The 22,297-nt window shown below is 68.2% G+C and carries 21 protein-coding genes; 15 read left to right on the top strand and 6 right to left on the bottom strand.

Features of this window, described 5'->3' with window-relative positions; all coding sequences use genetic code 11:
• The first annotated feature begins 122 nt into the window (after positions 1–122).
• The 8 genes from XINFAN_RS08755 to XINFAN_RS08790 all read left to right on the top strand — a co-directional run bounded on the left by XINFAN_RS08755 (position 123) and on the right by XINFAN_RS08790 (position 8,415).
• Positions 123–1,355, top strand: coding sequence for an aromatic ring-hydroxylating oxygenase subunit alpha (locus XINFAN_RS08755; RefSeq protein ID WP_124086118.1), 1,233 nt, complete (start codon positions 123–125; stop codon positions 1,353–1,355).
• Between the two features lie 4 nt (positions 1,356–1,359).
• Positions 1,360–2,415 carry an FAD-binding oxidoreductase gene (locus XINFAN_RS08760; RefSeq protein WP_124086119.1) on the top strand — a complete coding sequence of 352 codons (1,056 nt, stop codon included), beginning with the start codon at positions 1,360–1,362 and terminating at the stop codon, positions 2,413–2,415.
• Between the two features lie 100 nt (positions 2,416–2,515).
• Complete coding sequence (locus XINFAN_RS08765) at positions 2,516–4,069, top strand: trimethylamine methyltransferase family protein (protein WP_124086120.1); 1,554 nt, start codon at positions 2,516–2,518, stop codon at positions 4,067–4,069.
• A gap of 109 nt (positions 4,070–4,178) precedes the next feature.
• Complete coding sequence (locus tag XINFAN_RS08770) at positions 4,179–4,730, top strand: TetR/AcrR family transcriptional regulator (protein ID WP_124086121.1); 552 nt, start codon at positions 4,179–4,181, stop codon at positions 4,728–4,730.
• A 22-nt stretch (positions 4,731–4,752) separates the two neighbouring features.
• Entirely contained in the window at positions 4,753–5,826 is a 1,074-nt protein-coding gene (locus XINFAN_RS08775) for an alcohol dehydrogenase family protein (protein ID WP_124086169.1), read from the top strand.
• A gap of 16 nt (positions 5,827–5,842) precedes the next feature.
• Complete coding sequence (locus tag XINFAN_RS08780) at positions 5,843–6,946, top strand: mandelate racemase/muconate lactonizing enzyme family protein (RefSeq protein ID WP_124086122.1); 1,104 nt, start codon at positions 5,843–5,845, stop codon at positions 6,944–6,946.
• Positions 6,947–6,955: 9 nt separating this feature from the next.
• Positions 6,956–7,687 carry an SDR family NAD(P)-dependent oxidoreductase gene (locus XINFAN_RS08785; RefSeq protein WP_124086123.1) on the top strand — a complete coding sequence of 244 codons (732 nt, stop codon included), beginning with the start codon at positions 6,956–6,958 and terminating at the stop codon, positions 7,685–7,687.
• Positions 7,684–8,415 (top strand): SDR family NAD(P)-dependent oxidoreductase, encoded by a 732-nt coding sequence (locus XINFAN_RS08790; RefSeq protein WP_124086170.1) that lies wholly within the window; start codon positions 7,684–7,686, stop codon positions 8,413–8,415. The genes XINFAN_RS08785 and XINFAN_RS08790 overlap by 4 nt, the downstream gene beginning before the upstream one ends.
• A 389-nt stretch (positions 8,416–8,804) precedes the next feature.
• Here XINFAN_RS08790 and XINFAN_RS08795 read toward each other — a convergent pair whose 3' ends face one another.
• The 4 genes from XINFAN_RS08795 to XINFAN_RS08810 are packed head-to-tail and all read right to left on the bottom strand — an operon-like array spanning position 8,805 to position 13,262.
• Positions 8,805–10,145 (bottom strand): NAD(P)/FAD-dependent oxidoreductase, encoded by a 1,341-nt coding sequence (locus XINFAN_RS08795; protein ID WP_124086124.1) that lies wholly within the window; start codon positions 10,143–10,145, stop codon positions 8,805–8,807.
• On the bottom strand, positions 10,142–11,638 hold the full coding sequence (locus XINFAN_RS08800; protein WP_124086125.1) for an aldehyde dehydrogenase: 1,497 nt from the start codon (positions 11,636–11,638) through the stop codon (positions 10,142–10,144). Before XINFAN_RS08800 ends, XINFAN_RS08795 begins: the two co-directional genes overlap by 4 nt.
• Before the next feature lie 5 nt (positions 11,639–11,643).
• The gene (locus XINFAN_RS08805) at positions 11,644–12,546 is read right to left on the bottom strand and encodes a dihydrodipicolinate synthase family protein (RefSeq protein ID WP_124086126.1); all 903 of its coding nucleotides are present in this window, start codon (positions 12,544–12,546) and stop codon (positions 11,644–11,646) included.
• A complete protein-coding gene (locus XINFAN_RS08810; protein ID WP_124086127.1) occupies positions 12,543–13,262 on the bottom strand; it encodes a GntR family transcriptional regulator in 720 nt (239 codons plus the stop codon). The genes XINFAN_RS08805 and XINFAN_RS08810 overlap by 4 nt, the downstream gene beginning before the upstream one ends.
• Before the next feature lie 132 nt (positions 13,263–13,394).
• On the opposite strand from XINFAN_RS08810, the gene XINFAN_RS08815 reads away from it, so the two are divergent.
• From XINFAN_RS08815 to nadC, 7 genes are all read left to right on the top strand, one after another.
• On the top strand, positions 13,395–14,483 hold the full coding sequence (locus XINFAN_RS08815; protein WP_124086128.1) for a quaternary amine ABC transporter ATP-binding protein: 1,089 nt from the start codon (positions 13,395–13,397) through the stop codon (positions 14,481–14,483).
• Positions 14,483–15,415 (top strand): ABC transporter permease, encoded by a 933-nt coding sequence (locus XINFAN_RS08820; RefSeq protein ID WP_124086129.1) that lies wholly within the window; start codon positions 14,483–14,485, stop codon positions 15,413–15,415. Before XINFAN_RS08815 ends, XINFAN_RS08820 begins: the two co-directional genes overlap by 1 nt.
• 34 nt (positions 15,416–15,449) lie before the next feature.
• Positions 15,450–16,436 carry a glycine betaine/L-proline ABC transporter substrate-binding protein ProX gene (proX, locus tag XINFAN_RS08825; RefSeq protein ID WP_124086130.1) on the top strand — a complete coding sequence of 329 codons (987 nt, stop codon included), beginning with the start codon at positions 15,450–15,452 and terminating at the stop codon, positions 16,434–16,436.
• A 52-nt stretch (positions 16,437–16,488) separates the two neighbouring features.
• The gene (locus tag XINFAN_RS08830; protein ID WP_124086131.1) at positions 16,489–17,436 is read left to right on the top strand and encodes a GlxA family transcriptional regulator; all 948 of its coding nucleotides are present in this window, start codon (positions 16,489–16,491) and stop codon (positions 17,434–17,436) included.
• A gap of 210 nt (positions 17,437–17,646) precedes the next feature.
• The gene (nadA, locus tag XINFAN_RS08835) at positions 17,647–18,615 is read left to right on the top strand and encodes a quinolinate synthase NadA (RefSeq protein WP_124086132.1); all 969 of its coding nucleotides are present in this window, start codon (positions 17,647–17,649) and stop codon (positions 18,613–18,615) included.
• Entirely contained in the window at positions 18,612–20,132 is a 1,521-nt protein-coding gene (locus tag XINFAN_RS08840; protein ID WP_124086133.1) for an L-aspartate oxidase, read from the top strand. The genes nadA and XINFAN_RS08840 overlap by 4 nt, the downstream gene beginning before the upstream one ends.
• 1 nt (position 20,133) lies before the next feature.
• Entirely contained in the window at positions 20,134–20,991 is an 858-nt protein-coding gene (gene nadC / locus XINFAN_RS08845) for a carboxylating nicotinate-nucleotide diphosphorylase (RefSeq protein WP_124086134.1), read from the top strand.
• 125 nt (positions 20,992–21,116) lie between these two features.
• On the opposite strand, the gene XINFAN_RS08850 is transcribed toward nadC, so the two are convergent.
• The gene (locus XINFAN_RS08850; protein ID WP_124086135.1) at positions 21,117–21,806 is read right to left on the bottom strand and encodes an MOSC domain-containing protein; all 690 of its coding nucleotides are present in this window, start codon (positions 21,804–21,806) and stop codon (positions 21,117–21,119) included.
• The gene (locus tag XINFAN_RS08855) at positions 21,803–22,261 is read right to left on the bottom strand and encodes a TlpA disulfide reductase family protein (RefSeq protein ID WP_124086136.1); all 459 of its coding nucleotides are present in this window, start codon (positions 22,259–22,261) and stop codon (positions 21,803–21,805) included. Before XINFAN_RS08855 ends, XINFAN_RS08850 begins: the two co-directional genes overlap by 4 nt.
• Between the last annotated feature and the right edge of the window lie 36 nt (positions 22,262–22,297).

Raw genomic sequence — 22,297 nt, forward strand, 5'->3', positions numbered from 1 at the left:
ATAATCTGAAGTTATCTGTCTGTCGAGAATTTCTGCGGTTGAGCGAAAGCGCCTTCCGGCCGATTTCTTGGGAAATCCGTCCCGCGCAAAGGGCGGTATCTCAGCATCGGGAAACCCCAGGTATGATCGACCAAGGCCACCTTCTTTCGCTTCTGCGCGCTCAGAAATCCGGCATGTCGCTGGCGCGGCCGTTCTACACCAGCCCCGACATCTACCAGCACGATCTCGACTCGATCTGGTATCGCGACTGGATCTTCGCCGCCGCGGCGGCCGAACTGCCGAAGCCCGGCGCTTATGTCACGCTGCAACTGGGCGCCTGTCCGCTGGTGGTGGTGCGGGGCGCCGACGGGGCGATCCGCGCCTTCCACAACGTCTGCCGCCATCGCGGTCAGCGGCTGTGCCCGAAACCCTCGGGCACCACGACGAAACTGGTCTGCCCCTATCACCAGTGGACTTATGACACCGACGGCAAACTGCTCTGGGCGCGCGACATGGGGGCGGATTTCGATGCCGCGAAACATGGGCTGAAACAGGTGCATTGCGCCCAGACGGCGGGGATGGTCTTCGTCTGTCTGGCCGCTGAGGCCCCCGATTTCGCCCCGATGCAGGCCGCCGCCGACCGTTACACCGCGCGGCACCGCCTCGACGAGATGAAAGTCGCACATCAGTCGCGCATCATCGAGAACGGCAACTGGAAGCTGGTGCTGGAGAACAACCGCGAATGCTATCATTGCGCGGGCGCGCATCCGGCGCTCTGCCGCACCTTCAACGACGATCCGAACCTCGTGGGCTCGGACGACAGCCTGTCCTCGCCCGCCGGCGCCGAACATGTGAACCGCTGCGAGGCGGCGGGCCTGCCCTCGCGCTTTCTGATCTCGGACGACCAAGACTGGCGGCTGGTGCGCATCCCCTTCGTGGGGGCGGCGGTCAGCTATACGATGGACGGCAAGGCGGCGGCACCGATGATCCCGGGAATGCCCTTCGCCAATGCCGGATCCTTGCTGTTCTTCCATTACCCCAACACATGGAACCACTTCCTGTCGGATCATGTGCTGACCTTCCGCGTCCTGCCGGTCAGCCCGACCGAGACCGAGGTGACCACGACCTGGCTGGTCCATAAAGACGCGGCCGAGGGGCGCGACTACGATCTGACCCGGCTGACCGAGGTCTGGCTTTCCACCAACGACGAGGACCGCCGCGTGGTCGAGGAAAACCAGAAGGGCATCAACTCGCCCGCCTATGAGCCCGGCCCCTATTCGATGCAGCAGGAAAGCGGCGTGGTGCAGTTCATCGACTGGTATCTGCGCAGACTGGCGCAATCCGTCGCCGGCCCCGGCCGGATCGCGGCGGAATAGGGCGATGGCACGGCAGAACTGGGCGGCGGAACCATGGCGGGACAGCGAGCCGCTGGAATGCGCCATGGTGATCCCCGAAACCGCGGATTGCGCCACCATCGCGCTGCGCGCGCCTTCGGGCGCGTGGTTCGACTACCAGCCGGGGCAGTTCGTCACGCTTGAGCTGCCGCTGCCCGGGGGCAATGTGCAGCGCACCTATACGATCTCGTCCTCGCCCTCGCGGCCCCTGTCGATCTCGGTCACGGCCAGGGCCGGGGCGGATTCGGTCGCCACGCGCTGGATGCTCGATCACCTGAAGCCCGGGATGCGGCTGAAGGCTTACGGTCCCGCCGGGGCCTTCAGCTTCCTGCGCCACCCGGCGCGGAAATATCTGTTCATCTCGGCCGGATCGGGCATCACGCCGCTGATGTCGATGACGACCTGGGCCTGGGATTCCGGCGAGATGCCGGACATCACCTTCGTCCATGCCGCGCGCCGCCCGTCAGACATCATCTTCCGCCGCCGGCTGGAGCAGTTCGCCGCCCGCGTGCCAGGGTTGCAGCTGCGCTTCACCGTCGAGGAGGAGGAGCCCTTCTCGGTCTGGCCCGGCTATCGCGGGCGGCTGTCGCAGATCATGCTGGGCCTGATGGCGCCGGATTATCTGGAGCGCGAGGTGTTCTGCTGCGGGCCGGAGCCCTTCATGCGGGCGGTACGCGAGATGCTGCAAAGCCTCGGCTACGACATGGCGCGTTATCACGAGGAGAGCTTCGCCGCCCCCGCGCTGGAAGAGGCGCCGGTAGATATCTCTGCCCCGGCCGGCCTGTCCAGGATCACCTTCGCCGCCTCGGGGCGCGAGGTGGCGTGCGACGGCACCGAGACGGTGCTGGCGGTGGCGAAACGCGCCGGGCTGAACATTCCGTCGGGCTGCAATTTTGGCCTCTGCGGCACCTGCAAGGTGCGTAAACTCTCGGGCGAGGTCGCCATGGTCCACAACGGCGGCATCTCCGACGACGAGATCGCCGGGGGCCTGATCCTTGCCTGCTGCGCGCGCCCGCAAGGCGCGGTGACGGTCGAAGCATGAGACGCATGTCGCAAAATCGCGCCTGCGTTTCGCGCTGGTGACTGCCGCCCTCTCCGGCCTGACGGCCTGATGTTCCATACCTTCGCTGCGAGGTCACGAGATGAATGAGATCCCCCCCAGACAGCTCCGCTCCGGCGGTCGCGGCGCGCGCAGGGCGATGCGGGCGGCCCCCGATTTCGACATGCTGCCCGCCCTGAGGCGCGGCCTGCCCGAATGCGAGCCGATGACGCCCGAACAGGTCGAACGGATCGACGATGCCTCGATGTCGATCCTGGAGGAGGTCGGCGTGATCTTCCGCGACGAGATCGCGCTGGCCGACTGGAAGCGGGCAGGCGCGCGCGTCGAGGGCGAGCGGGTGTATCTCGACCGCCACCTCGTGCGCGAACTGATCGCCACCATCCCCTCGGGCTGGGAATACCGGGCGCGCAACCCCGGGCGCAGCCTGCCCTTCGGCGGCAAACATTCGATCTTCGTGCCGATGACCGGCGCGCCGTTCATCCGCGACCTGGAGGACGAGCGGCGCTGGCCGACGATGGCCGATCTGAACATGTTCCACAAACTGGCGCATATGTCGCCCGCACTGCATTCGACCGCGCATCACATCGTCGAGCCGATGGATCTGAAGGTGAGCCACCGCCACCTGCACATCACCTATTCCTCGATGAAATATTCCGACAAGACCTTCATGGGCATGACCACCTCGGGCAGGAACGCCGAGGATGTGATGGACATGTGCGAGATCCTGTTCGGCCGCGAGGTGATGGAGGAAACCCCGGTCGTCACCGGCAATTGCAACGGCAATTCGCCGCTCGTGTGGGATGAGACCATGCTGTCGGCGATGCGCGCCTTCGTGAAGCGCCGCCAGCCGGTGCTGTGCTCGCCCTTCGTGCTGGGCGGCGCCAACACGCCGGCCTCGGTCGCGCCCGCGGTGGCGCAGCTCAATGCCGAGGCACTGTCGGCGCTGGCCTATACCCAGGTGATCCGCAAGGGGGCGCCCGCGATCTACGGCCATTACCTCTCGACCGTTTCGATGAAATCCGGCGCGCCGATGGCGGGCACGCCCGAGATCAGCCTGATGAACTTCATGATCGGGCAGATGGCGCGGTTCTACAATGTGCCGTGGCGGACCTCGAACCTGCTCGGCGGCGCCAAGACTTTTGATGCCCAGGCCGGCTATGAGAGCGCGATGACGATGAACGCGGTCCTGCATGCGGGGGCGAATTACATCTGGCATTCGGCGGGCTGGAACGAGGCCGGGATGCATTGCTCGGTCGCCAAATTCGTGGTCGATGCCGAGATGTGCGCCATGGGCTACCGCATGGCCGAGGGCCCCCGCTGGGACGATTTCGACGAGGCCCTCGCCGCGGTGCGCGATGTGGGGCCGGGGGGGCATTACCTCGGCCATCCGCATACGCTGGAGAATTTCGAGCTCGCCTTCTTCATGCCGAAGCTGTTCGACAACAACTCGATCGAGCAATGGCAGGCCGAGGGATCCGTCGAGATCACCGCCCGCGCGCTGGACCATGCGAAGAAACTGCTGCGCGAATATGAGGAACCGACGCTCGACCCCGGCGTGGACGAGGCTTTGCGCGACTATATCGCCCGGCGCGAGCGCGAGATCCCGGCCGAGGATGCGCTGAACACCGAATACTGAGCTCCCCCTGGGCCGCCTTCGGGCGGCCTTTTTTCGGACCGGCAGAAAGTAGAGCGTTCGCTCTACTTTTTCTTTGCAAAGGTAGAGTGATCGTTCTACTTTTCTGGGTATGAGAGATACCAGACAACGAATCGCCACCGAACTGGAGCGCAGCTTTTCCAGCCTCGGTTTTGCCGAGCAGGGGGTCGAAGCCCTGCGCGCCGGGGCCGATGTGTCGCTGCGCACGCTTTACAAACACTTCCCCTCGCGCGAGGCGATGATCATCGGCGCGCTGGAACATCGCGACGCCGCCTATTTCGACTGGCTGGCGGGCGGGCCTTCGGCAGGCGCGGCGCATGTGCTGCACCCGCTGGTGCGGCTTGGCGACTGGCTGGGCGAGGTGGCGAACACCGGCTGCCTGTTCCTGAACGCCTGGGCGGAATATCCCGACAGCGCGGCCATCGCCGCGGTGGTGCGGGCGCACAAGGCGCGGCTGGCCGATGAGTTCCGCCTGCGGCTGGAGCGGGTGGCGCCGGGGCGCGAGACCGGCCACCTGGCCGAGACGCTGTTCCTTCTGCACGAGGGCATGACCCAGGCCGCGCGCCTCCAGGGCCGCGAGATCGCCTATGAGGCCGCGATGCACGCCGCCCGCGCCGCGCTGACCGCCGCCGACATCCATTAGGGAGCCACAAGTGAAATCCACGATGCACGCCGTCCTCTTGACCGGCCACGGCGGTTACGAGGCGCTGGACTACCGCAGCGATGTGCCGGTGCCACGGCCCGGGCCGGGCGAGGTGCTGATCCGCGTCGCGGCCGCCGGGGTCAACAACACCGACATCAACACCCGCACCGCCTGGTATTCCCGCGCGGTGACCGAAGGCTCGAACGCCGGGGGCACCGCGGGATTCAAAGGGGCCGATGACGCCGACGCGAGCTGGGCCGGGGTGCCGCTGTCCTTCCCCCGCATCCAGGGCGCCGATTGCTGCGGCCATGTGGTCGCGGTGGGCGAGGGCGTGGATGCGGCCCGGATCGGCGAGCGGGTGATCGTGCGCAACCTCTTGCGCAGCTATGTCGGCTGGCGGCCCTGGGAATGCTGGACCTTCGGCTCGGAATGCGACGGGGCTTTCGCGCAATATACCGTCGCCCCCGCGCGCGAGACATTCGCGGTGCGCTGCGACTGGACGGATGCCGAACTCGCCTCGATCCCCTGCGCGTATTCGACCGCCGAGAACATGCTGCACCGCGCCGCGGTCGGCGCGGAGACCGTGCTGATCACCGGCGCCTCGGGCGGCGTGGGCTCGGCCGCCGTGCAACTGGCGAAGCTGCGCGGCGCGAAGGTGATCGCGGTGGCGGGCCGGGCGAAGGCGGCAGAGATCCTGGCGCTTGGCGCCGACCGGGTGATCGACCGGGGCGCCGATCTGGTCGCGGAACTGGGGCGCGACAGCGTCGATGTGGTGCTGGATCTGGTCGGCGGCCCGGGCTGGCCCGCGCTGCCGGAGGTGCTGAGGCGCGGCGGGCGTTATGCGATTTCCGGCGCCATCGCCGGGCCGCTGACCGAACTGGACCTGCGCAGGCTCTACCTGAAGGATCTGACGCTTTACGGCTGCACCTTCCAGGAGGATGCGGTGTTTGAAAACCTGATTTCCTATATCGAGGCCGGTGCGATCCGCCCCCTCGTCGCCCGCACTTACCCGCTGAAAGACATCGTGCAGGCGCAGGAGGATTTCCTCGCCAAGGCCCATGTCGGCAAGCTGGTCCTGATCCCGCCCGCCGACTGACCCCGAGGGAATCCCCATGAAAATCACCGAAATCCATATCTACGCCCATGATCTGCCGGTGAAGAACGGCCCCTATACGATGGCGAATGCCAAAGTCTGGGCGCTGGACACGACGCTGGTGCAGATCGTCACCGACAAGGGCCTGACCGGCTGGGGCGAGACCTGTCCGGTCGGGCCGACCTATCAGCCGCATCACGCGCTTGGCGCCCGCGCCGCGCTGGCCGAGATGGCGCCCGGGCTGATCGGCGCCGCGCTGCATCCGGTCGCGCTGCGGCGCCGGATGGACAGCCTCTTGAACGGCCACCGCTACGCCAAGGCGGCCATCGACATCGCGGCGCATGACCTGATCGGCAAGGCCTGGGGCGTGCGCGTGGCCGATCTGCTGGGCGGCGCGGTGACGGAGAACGTGCCCTCCTATTATGCGACCGGCGTGGGTGCGCCCGACGAGATCGCCCGCATCGCCGCCGAGAAACTGGCCGAGGGCTATCCCCGGCTTCAGGTCAAGATCGGCGGCCGCCCGGTCGAAGAGGATATCGCGGTGCTGCGCAAGGTCTGGGAGGTGATCGGCGGCAAGGGGATGCGGCTCGCCGCCGACGGCAACCGCGGCCTGCCGACGCGCGATGCTTTGCGGCTGTCGCGCGAATGCCCGGATATTCCCTTCGTCATGGAGCAGCCCTGCAACACGATCGAAGAGATCGCGGCGATCCGCGGCCAGGTCCGTCACGGGATCTATATCGACGAAAGCGGCGAGGACCTGGCCACCGTGGTGCGCGCGGCGGGGCAGGGGCTCTGCGACGGGTTCGGGATGAAGGTGACGCGGATCGGCGGCCTCCAGCAGATGGCCGCGTTCCGCGACATCTGCGAGGCGCGCACGCTGCCCCATACCTGCGACGACGCCTGGGGCGGCGACATCATCGCCGCCGCCTGCACCCATATCGGCGCCACTGTCGCTCCGCGGCTGAACGAGGGCGTCTGGCTGGCCGCCCCCTATATCGAGGGGAATTACGACAGGACCGGGGTGAACATCCGCGGCGGCCATATCCGGCTGCCCGAGGGGCCGGGCCTTGGCGTGGTGCCCGAGGACGGCATCTTCGGCGCGCCGGTCGCGTCTTTCGGCTGAGGGGAAGTCATGACGGGTTTCAGGGGGAAATGCGCGCTGGTCACTGGCGCGGCCGGCGGGATCGGCGCCGAGGTGGTGCGGATGCTGCGGGCCGAAGGCGCGCTTGTCGCGGTGGCCGACCGCGAGGTCGCGGGGCTTGAGGCCGAGGCGCATCTGCCCGGCGATCTGCGCGACGGATCTTACGCCGATGGCCTGCCGGGGGCGGCGCTCGCGGCTTTGGGTGGCCTCGACATCGTGGTGAACAACGCGGGCGTGATCACCCGGGGGCGGGTGACCGAGACCACGGACGACGACTGGGCGCTGTCTCTGGGCGTGAATGTCGAGGCCCCGTTCCGGGTCTCGCGCGCCGCGATCCCGCTGATGGCCGGGGCGGGGGGCGCCATCGTCAATGTCGCGTCCTGCTGGGGGCTGCGGCCCGGTCCGGGCCATGCGGTCTATTGCATGACCAAGGCGGCACTCGCCTCGCTGACGCAATGTATGGGGATGGATCACGCGCATCAGGGCATCCGCATCAACGCGGTCTGCCCGAACGAGGTGAACACGCCGATGCTGCGCACCGGATTCGCAAGGCGCGGGTTCGATCCCGACACGGCGGTGCTGGAACTCGGCAAGACCGTGCCTCTGGGCCGGATCGCCGAGCCCGGGGATATCGCCGATGTGATCCTGTTCCTCGCCTCGGACGCCGCGCGCTACATGTGCGGTGCGCTGGTCGAGGTGAACGGCGGAAAGGCGGTGGGCTGATGCGGTTCGGGGGCAAGGTGGCGCTGGTCACCGGCGGGCGCAGCGGCATCGGCCGGGCCATAGCGCGGCGTCTGCGCGACGAGGGCGCGCGGGTGTTCACCGCGCAGCGCGGGGAAGACGCGGAATCCGAGGCCATAGCCGCCGATCTGACCGACCCGGAAAGCCCGGCCCGCGCGGTGGCAGAGGTGGTCGCCCGCGCCGGGCGGCTCGATGTGCTGGTGAACAATGCCGGCATGATGCAGGAGGCGCTGGTCGAGGACATGACCCTCGCCGACTGGGAGCGGAACCTGCGCGTCAATCTCACCGCGCCCTTCCTGTTCACCCGGGCCGCGCTGCCGCATCTGCGGGCGGGGAAGGGGGCCATCGTCAACATCGGCTCGATCGAGGGGCTGGGCTCGAACCCGCGCCACGCGGCCTATTGCGCGTCGAAGGCCGGGTTGCACGGGCTGACCCGGGCGGTGGCGGTCGATCATTCCGCCGAGGTCCGCTGCAACGCCGTGGCGCCTGGCTGGATCGACACCGATCTGAACGAGGCTTTCGTGGACGCGATGCCCGATCCCCTGGCCTTCCGCCGTGACATCGGCCGCATCCATCCGGTCGGCCGCACCGGGCGGCCCGAAGAGGTGGCGGCGCTGGTGGCCTGGCTCGCCTCGGACGAGGCGGGGTTCGTGACCGGCCAGGTCTGGACGGTGGACGGCGGCCGGATGGCGAAGCTGAGCCTGCCGTAGGGGATGGGTTCAGGAAGGCGATCCGCCGGGCGTCGCGGAAAGGTCCGGGATGCGGCGCGACAGGCCGCGCGTTCCCGGGCCTGCGCGACGGGATGCGGTTGAGCCGGCGACAGGGGAAAAGCCAGGGCGGAGGCGGCGGGCCGGCATCCGCGCCCCCCGGTCCCGGCGGCTGCGGCGCGCCGGAAGCCAGGGAGACCGGGCTTATCGACGAACAGCCCAATAACGCGCAGCAGGCGGTCCTTTCCGACCGGATCCTCCGGGCATTTCGGGGAAAGGCAGCGGGTGGCCGCAATCAAACCCGCCATTCCCGCCGCCCCGCAGGGCACGGACAGCAACCAGTCGCCGCACAGCCCGGGCGCTTGCCGGATGTACTGCTGTACCCGCGCCCCTTACTCCCGCCCCGCGCGCCATTCCTTCCAGCGCAGCCAGACATTCGCGCCGATGGTCGAGAACGGGCGCGGCGGCAGGCGCGACGGCTCGGTCCCGGCGCCGAAATGGCGGGTGGCGGCGCTCTCGGTGCCCGAGGCCAGCTCTGCCGCCGCGATGCCGGTCAGCGTGCTGCGCGTGGTGCCCAGCCCGTTGCAGACACAGGCCGCGAACAGCCCCTGGTCGAGTTGCCGCGCCACCGAGACGCCGTTGCGCGTCAGGCACAGATGCCCGGCCCAGCTGTGTTCCATCCGCACCCCGGCCAGTTGCGGGAAACGCTCGGCGAATTTCTCGCGATGGATGCGGGCGGTCCGGTGCAGGGCGGCGTCGCTTGCCTCCATATCGGGCCCGAATGTCGCGCAGGTGCGGGTCACGATGCGGTTGCCGCCCTGGCCGGTGTCGATCCGGCGCATGGTGGTGCCCATCGGATCGGAGGGCGTGATGCCCCATCGCGGCTGGCCGCCGAGCGCCGCCAGCGCGGCGGGGTCCAGATCGACCGTCATCGAGGCGTAGAGAAAGATGTGCATCAGCCGGCCCGTCGCGAAGCCGAAGCTCTCCAGATGGCCGTTGTTCGCGAGGATCGCCCGGCCCGCGCTGACCCTGCCCTGCGGCGTGGTCACGGCCCAGGCGTCGCCCTGGCGTTCGATCTTCAGGACCGGCGTGTTCTCGAACACCCGCACGCCCTCGCGCCGCAGGCCCTGGCCGAGGCCGCGGATATAGCCCGCGGGTTGCAGCATCACCGTGCCGGGCGTGTAAAGGCCCGAGACATAATGCCGGCTGCCGGTCAGATCGGACATCGCCTGAGCGTCGAGCCGCTCGCAGGGTTCGCCGATCCCGGCCAGATGCCGGGCATAGCTGAGGTTCAGCCGGTCGGCGGTGTCGCTCGCCGCGCCGTTCACCTTGCCAGCCGGGTCGAAGTAATTCGGGTCGATGGCGTAATCCGCCACCGCCTCGCGGGCGAAGCCGATGGCGCTGCGGTTCAGCGCGATCACCTCGCGGTCGTCGCCGCCGCCGGAATAGTCGTCGGACTGCAATTCATGCGGCAGGTCGATCATGAAGCCCGAGTTGCGCCCCGAGGCGCCCTCGGCCAGTCGCCCGGCCTCCAGCACCACGATCCGCGCGGCGGGGTTCAGTTGCCTGAGCCGCCGCGCCGCCGACAGCCCGGCGAAACCGCCGCCGACCAGCACGAAATCGGCGGTCAGGTCGTCGTCCAGGACTTCCGGGGCGGGCTGCCCCGGAAGGATCACCGACCAGCCGGCCGGGCCACGATGGACCGGCCTGCGCCGGGCGGCGTATTGGTTCATGCGACGGCCTCGTCGCCGTCGTCGGCCAGATCGACCCAGATCGTCTTGAGCTGGGTATACTGGTCATGGGCGTGGATGCCGTTGTCGCGCCCGCCGAAGCCGGATTGCCTGAACCCGCCGAAGGGGGTGGAGATATCGCCCTCGCCGAAGCTGTTCACGGTGACGGTGCCCGCGCGGATCGCCCGCGCGCCACGGAGCGCGCGTTTGACATTGGCGGTGAAGATCGAGGCGGCGAGGCCGTATTGCGTATCATTCGCAAGCTGGATGGCCTCGTCGAAACCGTCCACCGTCAGCACCGAGAGGATGGGGCCGAAGATCTCTTCGCGCACCTGTTTCGCCTCGCGGTCGCTTACGTCGAGGATGGTCGGCTCGACGAAACCGTCTTTGGCCCGGCCGCCGAGCAGCACCTTCGGCCCTTTCCCCAGATAGCCCGCCACCTTGTCGAAATGCGCTTTCGAGACCAGCGCGCCGACCCGGTTCACCGGATCGAGCGGATCGCCCATCGGCCATTCGCGCGCATGGGCGTAGATGCGCTCCAGAAGCGCGTCCTTCACGCCCTTCTGCACGATCAGCCGCGACGAGGCCGAGCAGTTCTCGCCCATGTTCCAGAACGCGCCATTGACGATATGCGCCGCCACCCGGTCGAGGTTTTCGGCGTCATCCAGCACCACCGCCGGGTTCTTGCCGCCCATCTCCAGCGTCACCTCTTTCAGGTTCGACTCGGCGGCATAGCCGAGGAAGCGCCGCCCGGTCGCGGTCGAGCCGGTGAAGGACACCGCGTCGATATCCATATGCCGGCCGATGGGTTCGCCCACCTCGGCCCCGCCGCCCGGCAGCACGTTGAAGACGCCTGCGGGAACGCCCGCCTCCATGGCGAGTTCCGCCACCCGCAACGCGGTCAGCGAGGTCTCCATCGCCGGTTTCACGATCACCGAACAGCCGGCGGCAAGCGCCGGGCCGATCTTCCAGGCCAGCATCAGGAGCGGGAAGTTCCACGGCAGCACGAGGCCGACCACGCCCACCGGCTCGCGCACCACCATGGCGATATGGTCGTCCGAGGCGGGGGCGGTCTGGTCGTAGATCTTGTCGATCAGCTCGGCGTGCCAGGTCAGGCAGTGGATGGTCTCGGGGATATCGACCGTCTCGCAATCGTAAATGGTCTTGCCGCTGTCGAGCGATTCCATCACCGCCAGTTCGCGGGCGTTGCGCCTGATCAGCTTCGCCAGCCGGATCAGGGCTTCCTTACGCTCGCGCGGGTGCAGGCGCGACCAGCGCCCGTCCTCGAAAGCGTCGCGCGCCTTTTCGACGGCGAGATCGACATCGGCCGCGCCGCAGGCGGCGACCTGCGCCAGCACCTGGCCGGTGGCGGGGTTCAGCGTGTCGAAACTCTTGCCCGACAAGGCCGGGCGGAAACTGCCGTCTATGAAGGCCTGGGTCGGAAAGGACAGCCCGGCGGCGATGGCCTTGTATTCCTCGGTGGTCAGAAGGGTCATCGCTCTTACTCCGCCTCGATCCCGGCCACGGTGCGCCGCAAAACGCGCACCACCTGTTCAAGCTGCCGCTTGTCGTCCTTGTTCAGCGCCTTCAGCGGCGGGCGCGGCGGCCCGGCGTGCAGCCCGTTCATCTCGCAGCCGTGCTTGATGCACTGGATGAACTTGCCGCCCTGTTCCAGCACCCGCATCAGGGGCAGCATCGCCGACATGATCCGGCGGCCCTTGTCGAAATTCCCCTCGACGGCGCAGGCGCGCCACAAGGCGATATGCTCGGCGGGCAGGAAGTTCGAGCCGCCGCAGACCCAGGAGCGCGCGCCCCAGGCGAAGAATTCCAGCGCCTGGTCGTCCATGCCGCAGGACATCTGAATATGCGGATAGTCGCGCGCCAGAAGGTGCACCCGGTTGATGTCGCCCGAGCTTTCCTTGATCGCCACGAAATTGCGCGAGCGGCCCACCCGGTCGAGAAATTCCTCGCCCATGCTGATGCCCATCCGGCCCGGGTAGTTATACAGCATGACGGGCAGGTCGGCGGCGCGGTCGATGGCCAGTGCGTTCAGCGCGTTCTCGCGCTCGGTCGGCACCGAATAGGGCGGGCTGCCCACGAGGATCGCCGCCGCGCCGATCTTCGCGGCGTGCTCGGCCATGACGAGCGAATCCTCCAGCCGGATCGCCACGGTGCCGACGATCAGCGGCACCCGGCCGCCGATCACCTCCTGCGCGAAACTGGCCATCTCCAGCCGCTCTTCCATCGACTGGGCGTAATATTCCCCGGTCGAGCCGCCGTTGATCAGCCCGTGAACCCCGGCGCCGATCAGATGGTCGATCATCGCCGCGAAAGCCTCGCGGTCGATCGAGCCGTCCTCGCGGTGGGGCGTGATGACCGGCGTGTAGATGCCCTCGAATTTCATGAGGCTCCTCTTTTCTCGGCGCCGGGCGCGCGGCCCAGCGGAATCTGCATTGCTTCGGGAGTGACGAAACTTTCGATCTGCGCCCGCGACAGTTCCCAATGCGCCACCGCCAGATCGGCGGCGGCATCGGCGTCGCCGGCCTCGATCAGTTCGATGAACTGGTCGTGCTGGTCGGCGGCGGTGGCCGAGATACAGGCCATCGCCGCCTTGCGCGGGTTGTAGAAGGTCATGCCGATCCGCGTATGGTCGATCAGCAGGCGCCGCAGGCTGGGCATCAGGAATTCGTTGTCCGCCATCTCGCCGATGAGCGAATGGAAGCGTTCGTTCCCCACCGCGCGCTCGGCCGCGTCGCCGCCGCGAATCGCCTGGCGGAAGCTCCACTGGCATTCCTTCAGCTTCACGATCTGCGCCGGCGTCGCATGTTCGGCCGCCAGCCGCGTCACCGCCGCATAGATCATCGGCGCGGCGACGAAGAAGTTGCGCAGGGTCTTATGCGTCATCGGCGCCACCTGGGCGCCGCGGTTCTCGTGCAGGACCAGATAGCCCTCGCCGGCCAGCTGGCGCAGGATCTCGCGCAGGGGCGGGCGGGAAATGCCATAGGTTTCAGCGACTTCGATTTCGTCGAGATAGCTGCCCGGTTGCAGTTCCTCGGTCAGGATCTTCCGGCGAAGATCGTCGAAGCAAAGCCATTTCTTGCTTCTGACTTCCGTGTCCACGGGTGTTCTCCCTGTCTGATTCCAGCCCCTCGGGGCGGAACCACCTATCCGCTTTTCCATGTAGGCCAGGAAAAGACATATTGTCTACAATAAAAAGATGTGCTCTTTTCGCTTCAAACAGGGGGATTCCGAATGACCAAGAGCCCGCGAGAGGACGTCATTCGCTGCGAGGGGATCTGGAAGATCTTCGGCGACAAATCGCGCCAGGCGATGGATGCCGTCCGCAGCGAAGGCCTGTCGAAAAAGGAAATCCGCGACCGCTTCGATTGCGTGGTCGGCGTGCAGGACGCGACGTTCAGCGTCGGCCGCGGCGAGATCTTCTGCATCATGGGCCTGTCGGGCTCGGGCAAGTCGACGCTGATCCGCCATATCAACCGGCTGATCGAGCCGACGGCGGGCTCGGTGATCATCGAGGGGCAGAACGTCAATGCGATGAACGCCCGCGACCTGCGCGCGATGCGGGCGGAACGGATCGGCATGGTGTTCCAGTCGATGGCGCTGATGCCGCACCGCACCGTGCGCGAGAACGTGGCCTTCTCGCTGGAGGTGCGCGGCGTGCCCGAGGAAAAGCGCCGGCGGGTCGCGGACCAGGCCATCGAGGCGGTGGATCTGACCGGCTGGGAAAAGAGATATCCCGACGAATTGTCGGGGGGCATGCAGCAGCGCGTGGGCCTTGCCCGCGCCATCGCCGCCGATCCGACCATCCTTCTGATGGACGAGCCGTTCTCGGCGCTGGATCCGCTGATCCGCAAGCAGTTGCAGACCACGTTCATGAAACTCTCGGCGGAACTGCACAAGACCACGATCTTCATTACCCACGACCTCGACGAGGCGATCCGCATCGGCGACCGCATCGCCATCATGAAGGACGGGGTGCTGGTGCAGATCGGCACGCCCGAGCAGATCGTGACCGAACCCGCCGACGATTACGTCGCCGAGTTCGTCGCCGGGATCTCGAAGCTGGATCTGGTGACGGCGGGGCGGATCATGCAGCCCCTGGCGCAGTATGCCCAGGCGAAGGGGCCGCAGGACACCGCCGCCTGGCCGGTCGCGGCACCGGGCGACAAGCTGGATACGCTGGTCGATCTGGCGGTGGGCACCGACCATCCGATCCTGATCGCCGAGGCCGGCGTGCCGCTCGGCGTGGTGACGAAACGCGCGCTTCTGCGCGGCATCCAGGGCCGCGAGGATTCCAATCAACCGCAAGCGGAGGCCGTCTGATGGACAAGACGTTCGACTGGCTGAACCCTTTCGCCTCGATCGACCTCGGCATCGGCAAATGGGCCGATGGCATCAAGGGCTGGGCGATGTCCAACCGCAGCGTGATCCAGCCGCTGAAGAACTTCTTCGAGGGCGTGATCGTGCGCATCGAGAGCGCGCTTCAGGCCGTGCCGCCGGTGATCATGCTGCTGCTGCTGGTGCTGATCGCCTGGCAGGCCGCCGGGCGGCGGGTCGCGATCCTGGTGTTCTGCTGCCTCGTGATCCTCGGTCTGCTGGCGCCCGACGCCTGGTCGCTGGCGATGACCACGCTGGCCATCGTGATCGCCTCGGTGCTTTTGTGCGTGATCATCGGCCTGCCGCTCGGCATTCTTGCGGGCAAGAGCGACCGTTTCGAGGCCGGGGTGCGCCCGGTGCTGGACACGATGCAGACCATCCCCGCCTTCGTCTATCTGGTGCCGGTGGTGATGATGATCGGCATCGGCAACGTCTCGGGCGTGATCGTGACCATCATCTTCGCGCTGCCGCCGCTGGTGCGGCTGACCTCTCTGGGCATCCGCGGGGTCAGCCCCGCGGTGGTCGAGGCCGCCCGCGCCTTCGGCGCCACGCCGCGGCAGATCCTGTTCAAGGTGGAACTGCCGCTGGCCACGCCCACCATCCTCGCGGGGCTCAACCAGACCATCATGCTGTCGCTTTCCATGGTGGTGATCGCCTCGATGATCTCGGTCAAGGGGCTGGGGAACGAGGTCCTGCGCGCCATGGGCCGGCTTGATGCGGGCAAGGCCATCGTCGGCGGCCTCGGCATCGTGATGCTGGCCATCGTCCTTGACCGGATCACGCAGGGTCTGGGCCGCTCGGGCCGCGAACGCGGCCATCGCCACTGGTGGGAAAGCGGGCCCGTCGGCCTGGTGACCGCGCTGATAAAACGGAACTGAACAACAACAAGACGACCAACAAGGAGGAAGACCCATGAAGATGTTCACCCTGACCACCGCGCTGGCGCTGCTGATGGCCGGTCCGCTGCTTGCCGAAGACAAGCCGGGTGAGGGCAAGCCCGCGGTCCGCGTGGTGATGCCGGCGCAGATCGAAGAGCATTTCCACCACTACGTGCTGCTGCGCGCGTTGCAGGAACTGGGCTACGAGACCGCCGATCCGGCCGAAGCCGAATATCAGACCATGCATGTCGCCATCGCCGGCGGCGACGCCGATTTCACCGCCAACCACTGGCACACGCTGCATGAGGCGTTTTACGAGGAATCGGGCGGCGCCGAAGCGATGACGAAGGTGGGCGTGCTGATCGAGGGCGCCTTGCAGGGCTATCTGGTCGACAAGGCCTCGTATGATGCGGGCGTCACCGACATCTCGATGCTGAAGGATCCCGAGGTCGCGAAGAAATTCGACGCCGACGGCGACGGCAAGGCCGATCTGGTCGGCTGCACCCCCGGCTGGGGCTGCGAGCGCGTGATCGAGCATCACCTGACCGAATACGGGCTGCGCGACACCATCACCCACAACCAGGGCGCCTATCAGGCGATCATCGGCGATGCCATCGCGCGCCATACCAACGGCGAGCCGATCATCTACTACACCTGGACGCCCTATTGGGTTTCGGGCGTGCTGGTGCCCGGCGTGGATGTGGAATGGCTGAGCGTGCCCTATACCTCGCTGCCCGAGGGGGGCGATCAGAACACCACTGTCGACGGCAAGAACGTGGGCTTCGCGGTCGAGAATGTGGGCGTGCTGGCGCGCAACGACTTCCTCGCCGACAATCCGGCGGCGGCGAAACTGTTCGAGGTCGCCAGTATCCCGGTCAACGACGTTTCCGCCCAGGCGCTGGAAGTGTCGAAGGGCGCCGACACCACCCAGGCGATCTGGGGCCTTGCCGACAAATGGATCGTGGACAACCGCGAAACCTTCGACGGCTGGCTGGCCGAGGCCCGCGCCGCCGCGAACTGACACCCGGAGGGGGGCGCCCGGCGCCCCCCTTCTGCCGCCATCGTGCCCTGCCATGACAGCCCCCGCGCATTTCGCCTTTCTCCTGCTGCATGACTTCTCGCATCTGGCGTTTTCCTGCGCGCTGGAACCGTTGCGCATCGCCAATCTGGTCTCGGGCCGGCCGCTTTACCGCTGGTCGCTGATCGGGGCCGACGGCAGAACCGCCACCTGCTCGAACGGATCGGTGACGCTGGTTCATGCCGGGCTGGAGCCGACGCGCCAGGTGGACCGGCTGTTCCTGATCTCGGGCCTCAATGTGCAGGCCCATACCTCGCCCGCGATCCTCGCCTTCCTGCGGCGCGAGCGCGCGGCGGGCACGCCGCTCGGGGCGATCTGCTCGGGGGCCTGGGTGCTGGCGAAGGCCGGTTTCCTCGACGGGATGGAGGCGGCGATCCACTGGGATTACCACGATATGTTCGCCGAGGCGTTCCCCGGGGTAAAACTGGTGCGCAACGTCTTTGTCGCGCAAAAGACCATCACCGCCTCGGGCGGCACCGCGGCGGCCGATCTGATGCTGCATCTGATCGGCGAGGCGCATGGCACCGATCTGTCGACCGGGGTGGCGGATCAGATGGTCTATAATGCGGTGCGCGAGGGGACGGCGGCGCAGCGCGTCTCGCTGCAATCGCGCCACGGCATGCGCAACCAGCACCTGATGCGCGCGATCGGCATGATGGAGGAGAGCATCGAAGAGCCGCTCTCCCCCGGCCATATCGCCGAACGGCTGGGAATCTCGACCCGGCAGCTGGAGCGGCTGTTCGGCCGCTGTCTGAACTCGACCCCCAGGCATTATTTCATGGAATTGCGGCTGCACCGGGCGCGCAATCTGCTGGTGCAGACCGAGCAGTCGATCACCGAGATCGCCATGGCCTGCGGGTTCCGCTCCACCTCGCATTTCGCGCGGACCTTCCGGGCATTCTACGGCAAGACGCCGCTGACGCACCGCACCACGCTGAACTGAGGCCGGGGCAGGGCCCCGCCGCCATCCCCGCCGGTTCCGCTCCACCAGCGCGGGCCGCGGCCGGATGCGGGGAGCGGCGCAGTTCTGACGGGCGGCAGCGGCGGAACGCATCCTTTTCTGTAAGCGCGGAAACCTCCGATTGACATAAACTCATCATGAGTATATTGAATCGCAAAATATACTCGAAAAGAGTATAAAGGAGGAGTGCCGATGCCAGCCCTGCGCCTGCCCGAGCTTTACGACCGCGTGCGCGGTGTGGTCCCCGAACCGGACTGGCTGTCGTTCGAGGAGGATATCGACGCGATCCTGCGCCTCAAGCGCGAGCGGAACGCCGTGATCCTGGCGCATAACTACCAGACGCCCGAGATCTTTCACGGCGTGGCCGATATCGTCGGCGACAGCCTGGCGCTGGCGCGCAGGGCGGCAGAGGTCGACGCCGATGTGATCGTGATGGCGGGCGTGCATTTCATGGCCGAAACCGCCAAATTGCTGAACCCGGCAAAGACCGTTCTCATCCCCGACATGGGCGCGGGCTGTTCGCTGGCCGATTCCATCACGCCCGAAGATATCGCGAAGCTGCGCGCGGCCTGGCCCGGTGTGCCGGTGGTGACCTATGTGAACACCTCGGCGGCGGTCAAGGCGGCCTCGGATATCTGCTGCACCTCGGGGAATGCGAAACAGGTGGTCGAATCGCTCGGCGTGCCGCGGGTGCTGATGCTGCCCGACGAATATCTGGCGCAGAACGTGGCGAAACAGACCGGGGTGGAACTGATCACCTGGCAGGGCCATTGCGAGGTGCATGAGCGTTTCACCCCGGCCGACGTGCGCGAGATGCGCGATGCCTGGCCCGGGGTGACGGTCCTCGCCCATCCCGAATGCCCGCCCGAAGTGGTGGCCGAGGCGGATTTCTCGGGCTCGACCGCGATGATGTCGGATTTTGTAAGCCAGAGCCGCTCGGGCCGCATTCTTCTGCTGACGGAATGTTCGATGAGTGACAACATCGCCGCGCAGCATCCGGGGGTCGAATTCATCCGGCCCTGCAATCTCTGTCCGCATATGAAGCGCATCAGCCTGCGCAACATCCGCGAGGCGCTGGAACTGAACCGCCACGAAGTCACCATCGACCCGGCCATCGCCCCCGCCGCGCGCCGCGCGGTCGAGCGGATGCTGGCGGTATGACCGCGCCCGTTGCGGTCATCGGCAGCGGCATCGCCGGGCTGGTGACGGCGCTGGCTCTGGCGCCGCTTCCGGTCGTGCTGATCACCCGCGAGGGGCCGGGCGAGGCGGGCTCGACCGCGCTGGCCCAGGGCGGCATCGCGGCGGCGCTCGGGCCGGGCGACGATCCGGCGCAGCATCTGGAGGATACGCTGCGGGCCGGGGCGGGGCTCTGCGATCCGGCGGTGGCCGGGGGCATCCTGCGCGAGGCGCCCGGGGCCATCGCCTTCCTCGAACGCCACGGCGTGCGGTTCGACCGCGACGGCTCGGGCGCGCTGGTCTTCGGGCTGGAGGCCGCGCATGGCCAAAGCCGCATCCTTCATGCCGCGGGCGACGGGGCGGGGGCCGAGATCTGCCGGGCGCTGGTCGCGGCGGTGCGGGCCTGCCCCTCGGTCGAACTGCTGCCGGGCTGCGAGATCCGCCGCCTTGTCCTGCGCGACGGCAGGGTCGCGGGGGTGCTGACCGGGCGGGGGCAGGTGCTGCCGGTCCTGGGTGCGGTGATGGCGACCGGGGGGATTGGCGGGCTTTACGAGGCCACCACCAACCCCGCCGCAAGCTGCGGCCAGGGCGCGATGATCGCGGCGCGGGCGGGGGCGTCGCTTGCCGACATGGAATTCGTGCAGTTCCACCCCACGGCGCTCGCGCTCGGCCAGGGCAGGCTGCCCCTGATCAGCGAAGCGGTGCGCGGTGAGGGCGCGGTGCTGATCGACCAGCGCGGCGAGCGGTTTCTGGCCGGTCAGCCCGGCGCGGACCTTGCGCCCCGCGATATCGTGGCCCGCGCAATCCATTCCCGGATCGAGGCGGGCGGGCGGGTTTTCCTGGACGCGCGCGGGATCGGGCCGCGCTTCGCCAGCCGCTTCCCGGCCATCGCCGCGCTCTGCCACGCGGCGGGGATCGATCCGGTGCGCCAGCCGATCCCGGTGCGTCCGGCGGCGCATTACCATATGGGCGGGATCTGGACCGATCCCTGCGGGCGCAGCACGATTGAGGGGCTCTGGGCGGTGGGCGAATGCGCCGCGACCGGGCTGCATGGCGCGAACCGGCTGGCCAGCAATTCGCTGCCGGAGGCGGTGGTGATGGGCCTGCGCGCGGCGCGCGACATCGCGGAGCGCGGGGGAAATCCGCGCCTGCCCGGGCCGGTTTCCGACCAGCCGCCGCCCGCTGCCGATCTTGCCCGGCTGCGCCGCATCGTCTCGGCCGAGCTCGGCATATTGCGCGACGGGGACGGTCTGCGCCGCGCGGTCGGCCAGCTTGTGCCGATGGCGCAGGCGGGGGCCGATGCCGCATCGGCGGCGCTTTGCATCGCGGTCTTCGCGGCCCTGCGCCGGGAATCGCGCGGCGCGCATTGCCGCGTGGATTTCCCCGAAGCTCAGGCGACGGCGCTGCGCCGCCGTCTCACGCTCGGCCAGGTTTTCGCGGCCGCGCGGGATATCCTTGCCACCGGCGCCGCCCGGGCGGCTGAACTGAACGGAGTGCCCTGACATGGACCTTACCCCCCTGCCGCGCCCGGCGATGGAACCGGCGGTGCGCGCCGCTCTGGCCGAGGATCTGGGGCTGGCCGGCGATCTGACCTCGGCCGCGGTGGTCCCGGCGGACCACCGCTCGGCGCTGACGGCGGTCGCGCGGAGCGAGGGCGTGATCGCGGGCCTCGATCTGGCGGAACTGGCCTTCACGCTGACCGATCCCGCCTGCCGGATGCGGCGCCATGTGGCGGATGGCGCGCAGATCGGGCCGGGAACCCGCATCTTCACCGCCGAGGGCCCGTCGCGCAGCCTGCTGAGCGCCGAGCGCACCGCGCTGAATTTCCTCGGCCATCTGTCGGGGATCGCGACCGCCACGGCGGGGCTGGTCCGTGCGGTGGCGGGCACCCGCGCCGCCATTGCCTGCACCCGCAAGACCACGCCGCTGCTGCGCGCCTTCGAGAAATATGCGGTGCGCGCGGGCGGGGGCGTGAACCACCGTTTCGGCCTGTTCGACGCCGTGCTGATCAAGGACAACCATATCGCGCTGGCGGGCGGCATCCGCCCCGCGCTGGAACGCGCCCGCAAGACCGTGGGCCATATGGTGAAGATCGAGATCGAGGTCGACACGCTGGCGCAACTGCGCGAGGTGATGGAGATCGGGGCGGATGTGGTGCTGCTCGACAACATGCCGCCCGAGATGCTGCGCGAGGCGGTCGGCATCGTCGCCGGCCGCGCCCTGACCGAGGCTTCGGGCAGAGTGACGCCCGCCACCGCGGCGGCGATCGCGGCCAGCGGCGTCGATCTGATCTCGGTCGGCTGGATCACCCACAGCGCGCCGGTGCTGGACATCGGGCTGGATTATCTGCCCGAGGCCTGACGGCAGAATTTGCCTGCCGGGCGCGAGACCTGCCCGTTCCGCCTTGCCGGGACGGGCAAGTGGTCCGGGGGGCAGCCCTCAGTCTGTGGTCGGTGGCGTCACGGCACCGGCATCCCGTGCCGCGCTCAGACGCCCGGCGGCGTCTCGATCCGGCGCGACCAGTCCTCGGTTCTGCCGCTTTCCAGCCGGGCGAGCGCGAGGCGGCGCCAGCTTTCCGGCAGGCCGGGCAGCGCGGCGAACTCCCGCAGGTCCTGGCGGTTCAGCCGGTCGCGGTAGAGAAGCCGCCCGACGCGGGCGAGGGTCCAGCCCGGGTTCGGCCGCGCGAGCAGCACGGCGCGGTCGCCCGCCGCGACAGGCCCCGGCCCGGGCACCCGGAAATACCAGCCCGAGCGCCCGGTCTCCTGCACCAGCCGCGCCATGTCGGGGCGATTGAAGCGCAGGTTCAGCTTCCAGCAGGGCTGGCGGCCCTGGCTGACCTCGACCAGCGCCCCGCCGAGCCGGAAGCGGTCGCCGAGGCAGATGGAGTCCTCGTCCGCGCCCTCGACCACCAGGTTTTCGCCGAAACCGCCGGGGCGGAACAGCGCGGCCCGTTCGGGCATCTCCGCCGACCAGAGCGGATAATGCGCTAGGGCATAGGCATGCAGCGCCTTGTCGGGCCCGCCGTGGTGGCGCCGGTCGGCCTGTTCGTCGCCCGAAAGCCCCTCGCGCCCGGCCATCAGCGCGCCCGCGACCGGCGCCTTGTCGATCGCGCTGGCGGCGGGGCCGAAGGGGCGCACCGGGCCGATGCGCAGTTCGGTGACGGTGAAGCCGGTCATGATCCCTCGCGCTCCAGCATCAGTTGCATGATCTCGCCCCCCACCGCCATGTCGGGGACCTGGCCGAAATGGCGCGCGCGCATCCGGCCCTGGCGGTCGAACAGGATCAGGGTCGGCGTGCCCTCCAGCCCCCAGTCGGACATGGTGCGCGGCATCGGCCCCTTGCCGGGCATATCCACCGCCACCGGAAAGCGAATGCGGTATTCGTGTAAAAAAGCCTTCAGCGCGACGGGGGTCATCGCCTCGTGATGTTCGAAAACGGAATGCAGGCCGAGGACCGTCACGTCCTCGGCCCGGAAGGTCTGGCGGATGCGCTGCGCCTGCGGCAGGCCGTGGCTGACGCAGCCGGGGCAGAGCATCTGGAAGGCCTCGACCGCGACGATGCGGCCCTTCAGATCGTCGGGGCCGGGCGGGCTGTCGGTGTTCAGCCATTCCTGGGCATGGATCAGGGTCATGTCATCCTCCTGGGGTGGGCGGCCGCGCGGGCGGGC

Origin of the sequence: Pseudogemmobacter humi (genome assembly GCF_900609055.1) — a bacterium.
In the GTDB taxonomy this organism is placed as follows: Bacteria; Pseudomonadota; Alphaproteobacteria; order Rhodobacterales; family Rhodobacteraceae; genus Pseudogemmobacter; species Pseudogemmobacter humi.

Excerpts from the sequence above, each read along its gene's own strand:
- XINFAN_RS08755 (WP_124086118.1), top strand. The coding sequence starts at position 123 with ATGATCGACCAAGGCCACCTTCTTTCGCTTCTGCGCGCTCAGAAATCC.
- XINFAN_RS08760 (WP_124086119.1), top strand. The coding sequence starts at position 1,360 with ATGGCACGGCAGAACTGGGCGGCGGAACCATGGCGGGACAGCGAGCCG.
- XINFAN_RS08765 (WP_124086120.1), top strand. The coding sequence starts at position 2,516 with ATGAATGAGATCCCCCCCAGACAGCTCCGCTCCGGCGGTCGCGGCGCG.
- XINFAN_RS08770 (WP_124086121.1), top strand. The coding sequence starts at position 4,179 with ATGAGAGATACCAGACAACGAATCGCCACCGAACTGGAGCGCAGCTTT.
- XINFAN_RS08775 (WP_124086169.1), top strand. The coding sequence starts at position 4,753 with ATGCACGCCGTCCTCTTGACCGGCCACGGCGGTTACGAGGCGCTGGAC.
- XINFAN_RS08780 (WP_124086122.1), top strand. The coding sequence starts at position 5,843 with ATGAAAATCACCGAAATCCATATCTACGCCCATGATCTGCCGGTGAAG.
- XINFAN_RS08785 (WP_124086123.1), top strand. The coding sequence starts at position 6,956 with ATGACGGGTTTCAGGGGGAAATGCGCGCTGGTCACTGGCGCGGCCGGC.
- XINFAN_RS08795 (WP_124086124.1), bottom strand. The coding sequence starts at position 10,145 with ATGAACCAATACGCCGCCCGGCGCAGGCCGGTCCATCGTGGCCCGGCC.
- XINFAN_RS08800 (WP_124086125.1), bottom strand. The coding sequence starts at position 11,638 with ATGACCCTTCTGACCACCGAGGAATACAAGGCCATCGCCGCCGGGCTG.
- XINFAN_RS08805 (WP_124086126.1), bottom strand. The coding sequence starts at position 12,546 with ATGAAATTCGAGGGCATCTACACGCCGGTCATCACGCCCCACCGCGAG.
- XINFAN_RS08815 (WP_124086128.1), top strand. The coding sequence starts at position 13,395 with ATGACCAAGAGCCCGCGAGAGGACGTCATTCGCTGCGAGGGGATCTGG.
- XINFAN_RS08820 (WP_124086129.1), top strand. The coding sequence starts at position 14,483 with ATGGACAAGACGTTCGACTGGCTGAACCCTTTCGCCTCGATCGACCTC.
- proX (WP_124086130.1), top strand. The coding sequence starts at position 15,450 with ATGAAGATGTTCACCCTGACCACCGCGCTGGCGCTGCTGATGGCCGGT.
- XINFAN_RS08830 (WP_124086131.1), top strand. The coding sequence starts at position 16,489 with ATGACAGCCCCCGCGCATTTCGCCTTTCTCCTGCTGCATGACTTCTCG.
- nadA (WP_124086132.1), top strand. The coding sequence starts at position 17,647 with ATGCCAGCCCTGCGCCTGCCCGAGCTTTACGACCGCGTGCGCGGTGTG.
- XINFAN_RS08840 (WP_124086133.1), top strand. The coding sequence starts at position 18,612 with ATGACCGCGCCCGTTGCGGTCATCGGCAGCGGCATCGCCGGGCTGGTG.
- nadC (WP_124086134.1), top strand. The coding sequence starts at position 20,134 with ATGGACCTTACCCCCCTGCCGCGCCCGGCGATGGAACCGGCGGTGCGC.
- XINFAN_RS08850 (WP_124086135.1), bottom strand. The coding sequence starts at position 21,806 with ATGACCGGCTTCACCGTCACCGAACTGCGCATCGGCCCGGTGCGCCCC.
- XINFAN_RS08855 (WP_124086136.1), bottom strand. The coding sequence starts at position 22,261 with ATGACCCTGATCCATGCCCAGGAATGGCTGAACACCGACAGCCCGCCC.